15 protein-coding genes are annotated in these 14,042 nt (G+C 60.5%); 1 reads left to right on the top strand and 14 read right to left on the bottom strand.

The window, feature by feature from the left end:
- Nucleotides 1-101: 101 nt before the first annotated feature.
- The 3 genes from SJ05684_RS20805 to SJ05684_RS20795 all read right to left on the bottom strand — a co-directional run bounded on the left by SJ05684_RS20805 (nt 102) and on the right by SJ05684_RS20795 (nt 3,490).
- A complete protein-coding gene (locus SJ05684_RS20805; protein ID WP_034855688.1) occupies nt 102-965 on the bottom strand; it encodes a substrate-binding domain-containing protein in 864 nt (287 codons plus the stop codon).
- A 1-nt stretch (nt 966) separates the two neighbouring features.
- Nucleotides 967-1,488 carry a c-type cytochrome, methanol metabolism-related gene (locus tag SJ05684_RS20800; protein WP_034855686.1) on the bottom strand — a complete coding sequence of 174 codons (522 nt, stop codon included), beginning with the start codon at nt 1,486-1,488 and terminating at the stop codon, nt 967-969.
- 130 nt (nt 1,489-1,618) lie between these two features.
- Nucleotides 1,619-3,490, bottom strand: a complete 1,872-nt coding sequence (locus SJ05684_RS20795) for a methanol/ethanol family PQQ-dependent dehydrogenase (protein WP_034855734.1) — start codon at nt 3,488-3,490, stop codon at nt 1,619-1,621.
- Between the two features lie 448 nt (nt 3,491-3,938).
- On the opposite strand from SJ05684_RS20795, the gene SJ05684_RS20790 reads away from it, so the two are divergent.
- Nucleotides 3,939-4,280: a hypothetical protein gene (locus SJ05684_RS20790; RefSeq protein ID WP_034855684.1), complete on the top strand. Its 342-nt coding sequence runs from the start codon at nt 3,939-3,941 to the stop codon at nt 4,278-4,280.
- Between the two features lie 47 nt (nt 4,281-4,327).
- On the opposite strand, the gene SJ05684_RS20785 is transcribed toward SJ05684_RS20790, so the two are convergent.
- From SJ05684_RS20785 to SJ05684_RS20735, 11 genes are all read right to left on the bottom strand, one after another.
- The gene (locus SJ05684_RS20785; protein ID WP_034855682.1) at nt 4,328-5,065 is read right to left on the bottom strand and encodes an ABC transporter ATP-binding protein; all 738 of its coding nucleotides are present in this window, start codon (nt 5,063-5,065) and stop codon (nt 4,328-4,330) included.
- The gene (locus tag SJ05684_RS20780) at nt 5,037-5,780 is read right to left on the bottom strand and encodes an ABC transporter permease (RefSeq protein WP_034855731.1); all 744 of its coding nucleotides are present in this window, start codon (nt 5,778-5,780) and stop codon (nt 5,037-5,039) included. Before SJ05684_RS20780 ends, SJ05684_RS20785 begins: the two co-directional genes overlap by 29 nt.
- A 77-nt stretch (nt 5,781-5,857) precedes the next feature.
- Entirely contained in the window at nt 5,858-6,850 is a 993-nt protein-coding gene (locus SJ05684_RS20775; RefSeq protein ID WP_034855679.1) for an ABC transporter substrate-binding protein, read from the bottom strand.
- A 306-nt stretch (nt 6,851-7,156) separates the two neighbouring features.
- On the bottom strand, nt 7,157-7,786 hold the full coding sequence (locus SJ05684_RS20770; RefSeq protein WP_034855676.1) for a hypothetical protein: 630 nt from the start codon (nt 7,784-7,786) through the stop codon (nt 7,157-7,159).
- Complete coding sequence (locus SJ05684_RS20765; protein ID WP_050980051.1) at nt 7,786-8,658, bottom strand: lanthanide ABC transporter permease protein PedC; 873 nt, start codon at nt 8,656-8,658, stop codon at nt 7,786-7,788. The genes SJ05684_RS20770 and SJ05684_RS20765 overlap by 1 nt, the downstream gene beginning before the upstream one ends.
- Entirely contained in the window at nt 8,655-9,443 is a 789-nt protein-coding gene (locus SJ05684_RS20760; RefSeq protein ID WP_034855673.1) for a lanthanide ABC transporter ATP-binding protein PedB/LutE, read from the bottom strand. Before SJ05684_RS20760 ends, SJ05684_RS20765 begins: the two co-directional genes overlap by 4 nt.
- 45 nt (nt 9,444-9,488) lie before the next feature.
- The gene (locus SJ05684_RS20755; protein WP_085939092.1) at nt 9,489-9,956 is read right to left on the bottom strand and encodes a cupredoxin domain-containing protein; all 468 of its coding nucleotides are present in this window, start codon (nt 9,954-9,956) and stop codon (nt 9,489-9,491) included.
- A 48-nt stretch (nt 9,957-10,004) separates the two neighbouring features.
- Nucleotides 10,005-10,982, bottom strand: coding sequence for a YVTN family beta-propeller repeat protein (locus SJ05684_RS20750; protein WP_034855671.1), 978 nt, complete (start codon nt 10,980-10,982; stop codon nt 10,005-10,007).
- Between the two features lie 20 nt (nt 10,983-11,002).
- A complete protein-coding gene (locus tag SJ05684_RS20745) occupies nt 11,003-12,283 on the bottom strand; it encodes a lanthanide ABC transporter ABC transporter substrate-binding protein PedA1 (RefSeq protein WP_244426652.1) in 1,281 nt (426 codons plus the stop codon).
- A gap of 171 nt (nt 12,284-12,454) precedes the next feature.
- A complete protein-coding gene (locus SJ05684_RS20740) occupies nt 12,455-13,261 on the bottom strand; it encodes an EscU/YscU/HrcU family type III secretion system export apparatus switch protein (RefSeq protein WP_034855667.1) in 807 nt (268 codons plus the stop codon).
- Nucleotides 13,248-14,000 carry an EscT/YscT/HrcT family type III secretion system export apparatus protein gene (locus tag SJ05684_RS20735; RefSeq protein ID WP_083846175.1) on the bottom strand — a complete coding sequence of 251 codons (753 nt, stop codon included), beginning with the start codon at nt 13,998-14,000 and terminating at the stop codon, nt 13,248-13,250. The genes SJ05684_RS20740 and SJ05684_RS20735 overlap by 14 nt, the downstream gene beginning before the upstream one ends.
- Nucleotides 14,001-14,042 lie beyond the last annotated feature (42 nt).

Here is a 14,042-nt window from a genome sequence, read left to right as displayed (position 1 = left end):
CTCCATCCTCCCTTGAACATCATCTCCAACCGGGACTGGTTCCTTCGGAAGAACTCCAACAGCGGCGATCACTATAAAGATGACCTGCCGGTACTCGAACGTCACTCCGTGATCATCTCGTCCTGCTCATTGAGAAGCGGGACACCGTAGGAGAGCAAGAGTTCGTTGATGTCCGCCTGATGGTCCCTGATGAAGGTATTAAGTGTGCGTTTCCACTCCTGATCGGACGGCCGCACACCCATCGTGATCCGATAGGTCATGCGCGATCCGCCCACCTCCCTGGTCAAGGGCACGACCGCCAGATCGACCTCCGACTGGAGGACATAATAGCCTGCCATGGGTCCCCAGACAGCGGCGGCGTCGATCACGCCCGCCGCGATGTCGCGAATCATCACCTCAGCCATCGATGGCGCTACGCGCGTGTCGACGACGAGCGGATAGACCTTCGCACTGCGCATCAATTTTGCTGCCGCCATATTCGCGGAGGGCGGAGTTGCTTGGACCACGCCGATCTTTTTGTCAGCAAGTCTGGGATCGGTCAGCGTTTCCACGCCGGTTAGGTCGCCACCCTTCTTGTAAAGCAGAACATAGGCGGAGCGGTAATATGCATTGGTGTTCTGGACGAGCTCATCCCCCTGAGCATAGCCCATGATGATGTCGCAGCGATTGGCGTTGAGCGTATTGCGGACAAAACCCATGGTCGCGGGAAACCACGTGTAGGCGACAGAGCTCCGGCCTGTACCCGCCGCGACCATCTCGGCGAGCTTGTCCTCGAAGCCCTCGCCGCTCCTATCGGAAAAAGGCATGTTGGACGGGTCGGCGCACACTCGTAGCGTGTTCGGGTCGACCAGTTCGCCAGCGGCGCCGAGCCCGGCGCTTTGGGAGTGGACGTGCAACGGCGTCAGCGCAGCAAACGCGACGGCAATGAGGGCTGGCCTGCAAGTCCACTGGATGCCTTGTGACATATCATCCACCCATGCAGGACGCCTCGTAGGCCGTCGCTGCTTCCGGTTTGTCGGCCCTTTTTGGCGGACGCCCCCGGGGCGCAGCGCCGACGGCGCGGGCGCGCAGGTAAATGTAGAGATCATCGAGATAGCAATAGACATTCTTGTTGTCGCCGAACGCCGGCATGATGGATTCCCTCCCGCCGACAGTGCTCTTGCGCCCCTCGGCGACAATCGAAAGGAACGTCCCGTAATCGATGTTCTTCATCGATTCCGTTAGAGCCGGCGCATAGGAGGACCCGAGGGCATCGGGTCCATGGCAAACATGACAATCGGAATGATAGCGGCGATACCCGCTGAATGTGTACCAATCGACAACACCGTTCTCGATGTTGAAGGTGGGATTGCCTTCGGCATCGAAGTGTTTGCCGTCCTCCTCCATGACGCTGGCGGCCTTTTCCTTGGTGTCCTGAGCTCGGGCAGCGGTGTTGGCAAATGCAATAAGCACCACGGCAAACGCCGAAATGATGAAGCCTGGTGACATTCACAACCTCTCTCTCCGGCTGCCACGGTCCACTCTTCTTCGGCTGACTGACGGGCTTGAGATTGACATCTGAGGAACGAGAGCCCGGCTGGTCCGGGCCCTCGCGTAGCTTAGGGTCTGTCGCCCGTCATCAATCCGGGAGACCGAACACCGTCAGTTGCCCGCCAAGCGTCGTGTAGTCGGCCAATGCGGCGTAACCGCCCACCGCACCCAAGCCTGCCGTGGCGATGCGTTCGCTTTCCTCGGTCGGAGCTCTCTCACCAGCTACTGCCTCCTGCCAGGCTCCTGCACCCTCAGCTCCGAGAAGACCGCCGGCTAGACCGATGCCTGCCCAGCCACCTATGCCCGACAGGACCGCAACGTACTGCTTGCCGCCGTGCTCGAAGGTGTTGATGTTACCGATGATGCCGGAGGGTGTCTTGAACCTGTAGAGCTCATTACCTTCCGTATCCACCGCCTTCAAATAGCCCTCGAGCGTGCCGTAGAAGATGACGTCGCCTTCAGTTGCGAGCGCACCTGACCACACCGAGAACTGCTCCGGTTTCGACCAGACGATCTCACCCTTGGCCGCGTCCCAGGCAATGAAGTTACCCATGCCGCCGTGGCTGTTGGGCGTGGGATACATGTTCACGGTCGCGCCGACATAGGCCTGGCCGGCCGTGTAGCTTACCCTGTACGGCTCATAGTCCATGCAGACATGATTGGTCGGAACGTAGAACAGTTTCGTCTTCGGCGAGTAGGTTGCCGGTTGCTGGTCTTTCGTTCCGAGCGCCGCCGGGCAGATACCCGTGGTGTTGACGTCCTCGCCGTTATGTTCGGTCGAGTACTGGTCAACGACCTGCGGACGACCATACTGCTCGCTGTCGGGATCCATCACCACTTCGGTCGCCCAGTTCACCGTCGGATCGTACTTCTTGGCAACGAGAAGCTCACCCGTTGCCCGGTCGAGCGTATAGGCGAAGCCGTTGCGGTCGAAGTGCACGAGGACGTCCCTCGGCTGACCGTTGATCTCCATGTCATCGACAAGGATCATTTCGTTGACGCCGTCATAGTCCCATTCGTCGTGAGGCGTCATCTGATAGGCCCACTTGGCCATGCCCGTGTCGGCGTCGCGCGCGAAGATCGTCATCGACCAACGGTTGTCGCCGGGTCTCTGGTTGGGGTTCCAGGTCGAGGGATTGCCGGTGCCATAATAGACCAGGTTGAGTTCCGGATCATAGGCATACCAGCCCCATGTGGTTCCGCCACCGGTCTTCCATTGCTCGCCTTCCCAGGTGTTCATCCCAGAGTCCTTGCCTACCGGCTTGCCGAGGTGAGTTGTCTGCTCCGGGTCGATCAGCGTTTCTGAATCCGGTCCTGTCGAATAGGCCCGCCAGGCAAGCTTGCCGTCGCTGAGATTGTAGGCGGTAAGATGGCCGCGGACACCATACTCGGCCCCGGATATGCCGACGATCACCTTGTCCTTGACCACCATGGGTGCGGACGTACCGGACTCGGAGAGGCTTCCGTCGATCTTCTCGCCGTTTTGTGCTTGCCAGGCGACCTCGCCGGTCTTGGCGTCGAGCGCCGTGACCATTGTATCCGCCTGATACAGGATGATCTTGCCGTCACCATAGGCCACGCCGCGATTGACGGTGTCGCAGCACATGATCGGAATGACGTTCGGATCCTGCTTTGGTTCGTATTTCCAGAGAATCTTGCCTTCATTCTTGAGATCAAGTGCATAGACGATGTTCGGGAATGGCGTGTGCACGTACATCACGTCGCCGATGACGAGTGGGCCACCTTCGTGGCCACGCAGCACGCCGGTGGAGAACGTCCACTTGACCTGCAAGTCTTTGGCGTTGTCCTTATTGATCTGGTTCAGTTTCGAATAGCGGGTGTTTGCATAATCGCCCGTGGGCATTGCCCAATTTTTCGCGTCGGCCGCAAGGGACATCAGTTCTTCATTGGCCAACGCATTGCCGCCAAGAACCGCTGTCAGAAGCCCAGCGGCGGTCATCGGCAGATATGCGAATCTTCCGAGCATGCGCATGTGAAATCCTCCCGAAGCTGATATTCACTCGAGGCTCGTCGCGAGTCCTCGGGATACCACCAAGGCCAGCCCAAGCGTGTGATGCTTGTCCCGGGAGATACGCCTCCGTCAGTGTGTCTCGGGTTCGTTTACAAGGCAGAGGGCGCCGCAGTTGCCGTCCTCCTGACCTGCGACACTCCGCCGCTCCCAAGAGACAAGCCTTGAAGCTGAAAACCAAAGAAGAGTAGGCGATTAGATCAATTAATGCAAGTTAAACGCAACGGGCCTTGTGCATCGCAAAATTATATTGCTGCCGTGCAACATGCAATCTTACCGCCAAATTTGGTCGCCTATATTGTCCGTTCCGGCAAACTTACTACAATAATACAGAGCATTTGGATGCGGATGCGCATCACCACCCATCGGAGATTGTGCGGTGAAGACCAGAACATTAGGCGCAGCCGCCTTGCTCGCTGTTTCATGCGCCACGACGGCATCGGCAACGGGAGACTACCCGACTGTTGCGGTCGCCGACTACATTTATGGCTGCATGAAAGCCAATGGCGAAACACGCGCCGCACTAGAAAGCTGTTCCTGCTCGATCGATGTCATTGCCTCGATCGTGCCGTATGAGCGCTACGAGGTAGCCGAGACATTCAGGAGCCTGGGATTCGTGACGGGCGAAAGAGGGGCCCTGTTTCGGGAGAGCGCGCCAGCCAAGTCCGCCGAGGCCGAACTGAGACGAGCACAGGCTGAAGCAGACGTACGCTGCTTCTGACGCTCCCCCCATCTCGCCGTTGGTTGGCTGCCGCGACCGGCGGCAAATCACTCTGTGTCGGGAAACCTTTTGTGAAACTCCAGAGCGAGATCATCGAGCGTTCGTGTGTCGCGAAACTCGCGTGAGAGGCGCAGGTCGAAGGTGCCGAGCACCCGCGCCGGCCTCGGTGTCAGCACGATGATGCGGTCCGCAAGCAGAAGGGCCTCGCGCAAATTGTGAGTCACCATCAGGACGGTGGTGGGCCGAGCGGCCCATACCGTCATCAGCAGACGGCGCAATCGGCCGGCAGTCCGTTCGTCGAGGGAGGCGAATGGCTCGTCCAGAAATAGAACCGAGGGTTCCGTAGCGAAAGCCCGCGCCAGGGCGGCACGGCGCGCCAGCCCAAGCGAAAGCTCCGACGGGTAGAGCGACCGCACCGGTGTGAGGCCCAGGATTTCGAACAGCGAGTCAAGGTCTTTGCCCTTGAACCGCGGGGGAAGCGCAATGCGGACATTCTGCTCCACCGTCCGCCACGGGAGCAGCACCGGCTCCTGGAAGACAGCGGCGATGCGCTTGGGGCTGCCTTCCGGCAGTTGATAGCTACCGGAAAACTCCCGATCGAGACCCAGCAGGATTCGCAGGGTCGTGGTCTTTCCGCAGCCCGAAGGGCCAAGCAAGCAGGCAAACTCACCCTGCCGCACTTCGAAAGAAAGCCCGCGCAACACGTCGATCGTGACGCCCTCGGCCGACCGGAACGTCTTCTTGACAATATCGACTTTAAGCGGGGCGACGCCAGCGGGTTGCATGTCGTTCAAAGGGTTGCACCAGAAGGAGTTCGATCAACAGCATGATGGCCACGAAAGCCAGGGTGTAGGCAAGGATGGCGGCAACATCGAATATCTGGAAGTAGAGATAGATCTGAAAGCCGACACCGCTCGAGCGACCGAGCAGTTCGACAACGAGGACGATCTTCCAGATCAGTGCAATGCCGGAGCGTGAGGCAGCCGCGAAATAGGGCTGCAACTGCGGCATCAGAATGTGGCGGAGATAGTCGAGCGGACCCAGCCGATAGACCACCGCCATTTCGGCATATCGGAAATCGAGCGCACGCGCCCCCTCGCGCATCGTGACGACCACATTGGGTATCTTGTTAATGGCAACGGCGCCGATCGCGGCTGACTCCGACAGGCCGAACCAGATATAGGCGAGTACGATAACGACAAGTGCCGGAAGATTGAGGAAGAGAATCAGCCACGGATTGAAGAAGGCGTCCGCCCGCCTATGCGTCCCGAGCAGGACACCGATAACCGACCCCAGGATCATGGCAACGACATACGCCGCCGCGACCCGCCAGAGCGTCATTGCCAGGTGATAGCTGAGGTCGCCGCTCGCAGCCTCCTTAACGAGCACGCGCCAGACCTCGAGCGGCGGCGGAAACGCTCGGCTCGGCCAGAACCCGGCCGCGAGGCTCCAGAGCAGGCAGAGCCCGGCCAGCGACAGCGCGACCGTGGCCACAGGCAGGACGGGGCCAATACCGCGTAGGACGGTGCGCGCGCGCCGAACTGCAGAGCCTCTGTTTCCCGATCCAAGTCCCGCTCTCATGTCTTCAGTGCAGCCCAGAAAGTCCCGGGAGCCATCTGCCGCGCCTCGCCGACGAGTTTCTCACCGCCGATGTCCGCGAGAATGTCGTACAGCTTGGCGGCATCGCTCTCTTCTTCTGCAAGAGGTCGGTTGGGAATGCCTTCGCGATAACGATCGCGTAGCACCTCGAGCTCCCTGCCTTCGGCCCGCATGATAGGGGCCAAGCGCTCCCATTCGGCATCGGATTCAGCCAGAAGCTTCTTCGCCGCCGCGCTTGCCCTGACAAAGCCCATCGCCGCATCCCGGTTTTCCGTCGCCCAGTTTTCGTGGAACACGTATCCGAGCGCCGAGACCGGTCCTGAGGCCCCGAGTGCCTTGGCTGCGCCGTCGGCACCGATCAGCCGACGAAAGCCGCTTGCTTCCAGCCGCGCGCAGAAATGCCAGAAGTTCAAGACCGCATCGAGCTCGCCGGAGAGAGCCTTTTCGGACAGAAGGGGCGGCGCGCCGAAGACGATCTCGGCCTCATTGGCAAGATCTATCTTATGGTCGCGCTGTGCCAGTCCCTGTATCAGAAGCCAGCTCTTGTCGAGCGCCCCGCCCGCCACGCCGACTTTCTTTCCCACAAGGTCGGGGATGCCATGAATTCGTGCGTCCTCCCTGACCATGATCGCGCCAACGGCGGTCGAATATGGCGCAAGCGTGAGGTCTTCGCCCTCCGAACGCTGGCGCGACACCCACAACCAGTCCGAAACGATAACATCCAGGTCGCCTGCCAGCATGGCGACGTTGGTGGCGTCCTCGCCGGCGAAATAGACCACTTCAACATCGACCCCGTTGGCCGCGTCGAATTGATGGTGCTTGATGGTGTCGAGCTCCCAGTTCACCGTACCGAACTTCAGGACACCCACCCGGACCTTGCGAGCGGATGGATTTGCAAAGGCGTGAAAGCCCAGGGAGCTTGCCGCAGCCAACAGACCCACGCCACAAAACCCGCGCCGCGATATATTCATATTGCCACCTCCCAATGGATCTCACGGCAAGGCCGAATTTCCCGGCCCGGTTCGGGGGAAATGCGCGACCACCAGCGCCGCATGATTTTCCCATCAATTTGCGATCCCGGCGGCGCCGATGTCAACGAGATCGAAGAGGTTCAAACGAGCACCTCCTGCATGTCTCCAAAAATCGACTTCGATCCGGGGACACATCCGCGTCCGATATGACGCGCGGCGCCCTGGCGGAAAGCCCGCGACGAGGATACGCGGGCGGAAAACGGGCGTCAATTATTCAGCCAAGCCGTCCCGGACCGGCAGAGCGGGTCAGTTGGCTTCCAGCACCTCCGAGATCGTCTTGGCTAGCGCAAACAGGCGCTGCTCAAGGAGCGTCGGCACCTCGCAGACATAGCTCAATGATCGCGCGCGCTCCTGAAAGATACGCGTCTGAAACGCAAGCCGGTTGTTCCGCAGTTCGAGTTCGTTCGGATCGGCATCGGCCTTGTCCCGCAAAGCGTCCACGGCAGAAGCCTCCTGCCGCAGGAATTGCGCCATGTCCCTCTGCTTGTGTGCGTAGCGCGCGATGCCGGCGATGATTTGCGAGCGTTCCCGGTTCAGAAGATCGAACAGCCCCTGCACGAGCATGTGCATGCGCGGCTTCCTCTCGCCATCAGGGAGACTTTCCGCATACTCCCTGATCTTCTGCTGGGCCTGCGCCAGCGGGACGCGCCGCGCCGCCAATTCTGTCACCAGGGCAGCAATAGCCGCATCCTTGGACCAATCGGCGGCAGCGTCCGGCAGTTCCGAGCCTGCCCATATCTGGCCGAGCGAAAGCGTCGGAACCTTGCGCTGGATACACGGCCAATCCGGGTCGTCCCCCTGGGCGGCCGAAGCCGGGGACGCAATGGCCGCGACTAGCGCCACAGGGATGATGCGCCTCAGGGACAGCCACCACATTAGGCATTTCCTCCCATATCCTGCCTGCGACTGAGCAATCCCTTCGACGGATCATAAGCGAGAATCGCACCGCCCAGAAACAATACCGTGGCGCTCACCACAACCATGAGCGATCCCCAGTCAAGCTGCCCATAGAGGGCGAAGCGGATCAACTCGACCGCATAGGTGAACGGATTCGCCAGGCAGATCGTGTGGAGAAGCGGACTCGACTCCTGAATTCGCCACAGCGGGTAGAGCGCGGGCGAGGCAAAATACATCGGGAAGATCACGAAGTTCATGATGCCCGCGAAATTCTCCAGTTGCTTGATCATCGACGACAGGAGCATGCCGAGCGAACAAAGCATCATGCCCGCCAGGAACAGCGCCGGTAGCATCAGCAGATAGCCGGTCCATGGTGGCCTGACTCCCCAGAACCAGGCGACGGCCAGAAAAGCATAGACCTGCATGATCGATACGGTGACGCCGGCGAGCAGCTTCGACGACAGCAGGAACCAGCGCGGAAACGGGCTGACCAGCAGGGTCCGCATGTTTCCCATCTCCCGGTCATAGACCATGGAGAGCGAGGACTGCATGCCGCTGAACAACAGGATCATGCCGCAGAGACCGGGAGTGATGTAGACCTCGTACATCACATAGGTCTTGTAGGGCGGGATGATGGAGACACCAAGCACCTGCCGGAAACCAGCGGCGAAGATGAAGAGCCACAAAAGCGGACGGACCAGCGACGAGACGAAGCGCTCTCGTTGATTGAGAAAACGAAGGCCCTCCCGGAAAAGAATCCCTTTCAGGCAGACCAAATATTGACGGACGCGGAAACCTCGCTGCGCGTTGGCCCCGGCCGGAATGCGGCCCGCGACAGATTGCACGGTCATTGTTGCGCTTCCCCCGCTGGGACCGACGCGACACCGGTCAGCAGAGCGAAAGCCCCGCCAATGTCGGTGGCGCCACTGGAATGGACGACGTCATCGACCCTGCCGTCGGCTAGAACCGTGCCCCTGTCGAGTATGACCACGTGGTCGGTGCCTTCGACCTCATCGATAAGATGGGTCGCCCAGAAGACGCTGATACCCTCGGTACGCACGAGCTCACGGATGGTGGCAAGAATCTCGGCGCGCGACTGTATGTCCAGCCCTACGGTCGGCTCGTCGAGCAGCAGCAGCGGCGGCCGATGCAGTAGCGCCCGCGCAATTTCGATGCGGCGCATCTGCCCGCCGGAGAGGCTCCGTGCCTTATCGTGCAGGCGGTCGCTCATGTCCATCTGAGCAAGCAGCGCTTCGATCCGCGACAGCGCCTCGGCCCGACCGATGCCGTGCAGCGATGCGTGATAGGAGAGATTTTGGCGGACGCTGAGATCGAGATCGAGCGTACGTGCCTGGAACACGACGCCCAGCCGACGCAGCGCCTCGCCCGGCTCGCGGCTGACATCATGACCGAAGATGCGGATCGCCCCGCGGCGCGTGTCGTAGAGATTGCTGATCAACGAGAACAGGGTCGTCTTGCCGGCGCCGTTGAGGCCGAGCAGGACGGCGAAGCGGCCCGGAGCAACTGAAAAGGAAATGTCATCCAGGGCCTGCTTCTTGCCGTAGAAATGACTGACTGCCGACACCTCGAGTGCGGCAGGCACACTCACTCCATCATTGGCCATCACATGTTGCATAGTGCCGTTTTCTACTCCAACCAAGAATCCAGTCCGTACCCAAGCCTATTTGATGGTAATCGTTCCTTGCATACCTCTCTCGGCGAGATCAGGCACCGACCAGGTGTAGACGCCCGGACGCACGGTGCTGAACTGGACCTGGATGGTACCGTCCGCATCGTATTCGAGCCAGGCCGGGGCGCCGTTCATGTGTACCTCGAGATCGTTGATGACAATCTGGTTCATCCACACATTGCGGAAGAGGTCGGTATGAAACTTGTATTCGAGGCCGCCCGCGGCCGATATCTTCCAGCGATACCCTTGACCGGCGACCAACTCAAAATCCTTTTGATTGACGGTGAACTGGTCGTCCTTCGAACCGAGGATCAATTCAGGGATATCCTTGCTGGCCCGCGTCACCTGCTCGGCGGCCGGAGCCGATCGCGCTGCTGCGTCCTCGGCGTCATCTCCCTCCTGCGCGACGCCGGGCGTCACCAGGCAGACTACCGCGAACGACGCGACAAGCGCGAACAAACGATATCTCTGCATCTCCTCCTCCTTTGCCACCCCTTCTCAGGTGCGTCAGTTCGGGTGGACGACGACACCCCAGGGCAGCGCACCGACAGTCACCGACTGAATTGCCTCATCCGTGGCAACGTCGATGAACGTGATGTCGTTCGAAACGCCGTTGGTGCTGACGATCATTTTCTGGTCGGGCGTGAAGGCAAGCTGCCAGACCCGCTGGCCAACCAGCACGTAGTCCTCGACCTCGTACGTCTTCGCGTTGACGACGGCCACGCGATTGGCAGGGCCGAGTGCAACATAGGCTTTCGTTCCGTCGGCTGTGATGCGCACGCCGACCGGCTGGATCGATTCCGCGCGCAGGCCGGGAATCTCGAAGGTGATCTTGTGCTTGATCTCGCGGCTCTCATTGTCGATGACGGATACTGTGCCACCAATCTCGGAGCTGACCCAAACCTCCGAGTTGTCAGGCTTGAACTCAGCGAATCGTGGCCGTGAATCGACGAGAACATTATGCGTGATCTCGTTAGTTTCGGTGTCGATGAAGTGGGCCATGTTGGTCGTTTCCGAGGTGTTGACCAGCGCCCTCCCATCCGGGCTGATGCCCATTCCCTCGGGTTCGACGCCAACGGGTATTTCTGCTTCAACACTCCTGCTTTCAAGATCGATGACTGTAACCAGATTGTCGTCCTCATTGGCGACATAAAGCGTTTTCCCGTCGGGAGAGAGGACGAACAGCTCGGGATCAGGTCCGGACGGCAGCGTTCCCACGATCTGGTAGTTGGCCGTGTCGATGATCTGGATGGTGTCGTCGTCGCTTGCGCACAGGTAGATGAACTTGCCGTCATGCGAAATCGTGATGCCGCGCGGCCGCTGGCCGACATCGATGGTGCGGACCACCTCCATCAAAGTCGAGTCGACGACGCTCACCGTGTTGTCCCTCTCGTTTGAGACATAGACCAAGTGGGCGGAGGCCGGGGACCCCAAGCTGGCCACGATGACAAGTCCGGCCATGAGAAATGTCAGTCTTCGTAGCATCTGGCTCTCTCCGGTTGATGCTATTTCAGCGCACATCGGGTCTCCGGCTGGTCAATCCCAAGCGTGTCTAGGTCTGTGATGCGATGCAGGAATCCCTCCTGCGGCGACGTCGACACGACGGAACGGCCATCTCCCAGGAAGATTGGCTGGCGCAATTGCCAGTTCCACTTCCGGAAGGTCAGTTTCTGCCCTTTAAAAGCGGCGACCGAGAAATCGTCGTCACGAATGAAGGCCGCGAGCTTTTGCGGGTCTGCACTTTGCGTGCGGGTGGCGGCCTCGCCGATTATCCGCCCCGCCGTCCATGCGGCCATATCTTTCGATAGCATCCTTCTGCCGCTCGCCTTGGCGAATCGGTTCTGTATCTGCGTGCCACCCCATTGCTCGCTGGCCGGATGCCAGGCGGAAGGAATCAGACCGGCCGTCCCGGTTACCGGGCGCGGAATCCAGGTGCGGTACGGCACATAGGTTCCAAAGACTTCGCTCTCATCTGCCACGAGCAGCACATCGTGATCGGGGAACCCCTGCGTGAAAACGGGGATCTGCCGCTGGATCTGGACGACACCGCTGTCGGTCCGGCGCGCCGTGCCAGTGTCGGTAAACTCCTTTTCGGCGACAATCTCCCCGCCAAAGCGGGTGGCGGCACGGCGGAGCGCATCCGCGAACAGCTTGTCACGCTCATGCGAGCCATGAACCAACACCCAACGGCGCCACTGTTTCCAGATCAGATATTGCGCCAGTCCGTCGGCGAGCATGGTACGCGTCGGTGCGGTGTGGAAAACATTCGCCCGGCACTCCTCCTCGCGCAGAAGGTCGTCCGTGGCGCCTACGTTGAAGATAAGGACACCCTCGTCGCGAGCGAGGTCGGCAATCGACAGAAGCTGCGCCGCCGAGAGGTCCGCGAGAATGTAGGAAGCGCCCTTTGACACAAGTTCGTTGAAGGCCGGCACCACGTCGGCATCCGGCTTTACCTCCGACACATGCAGCGTGAACTTCTGCCCAAGGAAGCGACCGGTCGTGTTGTTGTCGCCGATGGCCACCTCCGCCCCGGCGACACCTTCGTCGCGCGGCGGCACATCCAAAACCGAAAGCGCTAGCTGCGGCGCATAGGCTCGAAGATAACCTACCTTGATCTCCGAGACCTGTTCGACTGCCCCATCTGTAGTCCCGTGGGAAGGCTCCTGTGCAGCGGCGCTGGAGAGACTGGAAGCCGCAACGAGGGCGAATGCAAATCGTAGGAGGACGTAGAGCATCGCACGTCCCACTTGTTCAAGGGAATACACCATCTCCGACGACAATCGCATCTATGCAATTCCTGGTGCGGCAGTCAGCTTAACCGAGATGTCTTGAATTTCAAACGGAAACCGGGAATGGTGGCGCACGCCCATGGCAACGACGGGATGGAACTGGCGCGCTGCGCCTACGCCACACGCAATCGCAGGATACACGGCCTTGCATCGGAGGCCGCCGGTTCTTTACCCTCCGGCAGGGCCCTGCCTGCGAGGCGGAGCGTTGCGCATCTCCGCGCCGACCTGCCGGCGGGCCGATTTCATATGTGGGTCGCCTTGGGTTTCCTTGTGCTCGCGCCGGGCCTCGGTCTTCGTCATGCGGTGCTCGCGGCGGAAGAGTGCGCGCGAGATGCGAATATCCACGAAGGCGGCGAGCAGCATGATTCCGGCAGCAATGATCGCGATCGTCCCGACGAGATGCACCGCCACCGACAAGGAGCAGGCTTCGCCGCAGACCGGTGACCAGAAGATCGCATTGAGGAAATAGAGGAGCACACCGGTGCCGGTCACGACGAGCAGCGCAAGCTTGATGGCCCCCTTGAGAAACTCCACAAGGCTCGAGAGCGAAAACAACTTCTTGAAGCCCTCGGCCGGATTGAGGCGCGAGAAGTCGATCCGCATATGCTTCATCGAGGCGGGCAATCCCTGCGCATCGATGATCGACACCACGAAGACGACCGCGAGCCCGAGAAGCAAGGGCGGCCACACTATGCCAAGCAGCGTCTGGCCCATTTCCCTGAGACTTGCCGCCTGCAGCTCCGGCCTCGCTCGCGCCTCCGCCGACTGCAAGGCCTGAAAGCCGAGATCGAACACATGTGCGAAATCGCGGATGACGCTGCCGAGCGCCCAGGAAAGGTAGAGCGCGATCGCCACCACCGAAACGGCCACCGGTAGTTCCTTCGAGCGCGCCACCTGACCTTCGCGCCGCAGCCGGTCGAGCTTTACCCGACTTGGCGGCAGCGACTTCTCTTCCGCATCGTCATTCTTCGCCAAGGCTCGGCTCCAGAAGCGATCGTATCCCGGCGAAACCGTCGATCCAGACCTCGCCAAAATAGGTCGTCACGAAGGTGACATAGACAACGAGGACGACGACGACCGCGAGATTCTTGAAGGCCGCGGCGCTGTCGTTCAATGGAAATTGCCGCGCAGAGCGGCCGACGAAGGCAAGCGACAGCTCGATCGCGCACATGACGATGACGAAGGGTGCGGCAAGTACGGCACCGATGCGGAAGAGCCGCGCGAAGATATCGACGATCGTCGTAAGGGCGCTGCCATCGAATCTTGGCACCAGGGCAAACAGCGGCCAAAGCTCGAAGGACTTGTGGAAAATCGCCACCAGATCGACGACACCGCCGGAAGCGGCGAAGATGGCGAGCGCAATTGCCATCAGCAGGGCGCCGAGTGGCGTCGTCTCCAGCGCATTGATCGGATCGAACAGGTTCGCCGCATTGGAACCGCGATAGACATCGGTCATATCACCCGCCGATTGCGCCGCCCAGAAGGGAATGCCGAGCCCCATGCCGACGAGTGCACCGAACGCGAATTCCTTGAGCGAGAGTGCGCCGAGATCGAGATAGGTGGTCTTGCCCGCCATCAGCACGTCGTAGGCATAGACGACGGCGGGCGCGGAAAGGCCGATAGCAAGCCCGAAACGTAAAATGCCCACGACGCTGAACAGCGAGAACAGCGGGAAAATCGTCAATATGCCGAGTGCGCGCGCTGCCCCCAGCATGGCTGCCGCGGGAATGGCCGTCTGCGCGGAAACAAGCGGTAT

It is taken from the genome of Sinorhizobium sojae CCBAU 05684, assembly GCF_002288525.1.
Taxonomy (GTDB): Bacteria; Pseudomonadota; Alphaproteobacteria; order Rhizobiales; family Rhizobiaceae; genus Sinorhizobium; species Sinorhizobium sojae.
This window is presented reverse-complemented; position numbering and strand designations above follow the sequence as displayed.

Excerpts from the sequence above, each read along its gene's own strand:
- SJ05684_RS20805 (WP_034855688.1), bottom strand. The coding sequence starts at position 965 with ATGTCACAAGGCATCCAGTGGACTTGCAGGCCAGCCCTCATTGCCGTC.
- SJ05684_RS20800 (WP_034855686.1), bottom strand. The coding sequence starts at position 1,488 with ATGTCACCAGGCTTCATCATTTCGGCGTTTGCCGTGGTGCTTATTGCA.
- SJ05684_RS20795 (WP_034855734.1), bottom strand. The coding sequence starts at position 3,490 with ATGACCGCCGCTGGGCTTCTGACAGCGGTTCTTGGCGGCAATGCGTTG.
- SJ05684_RS20785 (WP_034855682.1), bottom strand. The coding sequence starts at position 5,065 with ATGCAACCCGCTGGCGTCGCCCCGCTTAAAGTCGATATTGTCAAGAAG.
- SJ05684_RS20775 (WP_034855679.1), bottom strand. The coding sequence starts at position 6,850 with ATGAATATATCGCGGCGCGGGTTTTGTGGCGTGGGTCTGTTGGCTGCG.
- SJ05684_RS20770 (WP_034855676.1), bottom strand. The coding sequence starts at position 7,786 with ATGTGGTGGCTGTCCCTGAGGCGCATCATCCCTGTGGCGCTAGTCGCG.
- SJ05684_RS20765 (WP_050980051.1), bottom strand. The coding sequence starts at position 8,658 with ATGACCGTGCAATCTGTCGCGGGCCGCATTCCGGCCGGGGCCAACGCG.
- SJ05684_RS20760 (WP_034855673.1), bottom strand. The coding sequence starts at position 9,443 with ATGCAACATGTGATGGCCAATGATGGAGTGAGTGTGCCTGCCGCACTC.
- SJ05684_RS20750 (WP_034855671.1), bottom strand. The coding sequence starts at position 10,982 with ATGCTACGAAGACTGACATTTCTCATGGCCGGACTTGTCATCGTGGCC.
- SJ05684_RS20745 (WP_244426652.1), bottom strand. The coding sequence starts at position 12,283 with ATGCGATTGTCGTCGGAGATGGTGTATTCCCTTGAACAAGTGGGACGT.
- SJ05684_RS20735 (WP_083846175.1), bottom strand. The coding sequence starts at position 14,000 with ATGCTGGGGGCAGCGCGCGCACTCGGCATATTGACGATTTTCCCGCTG.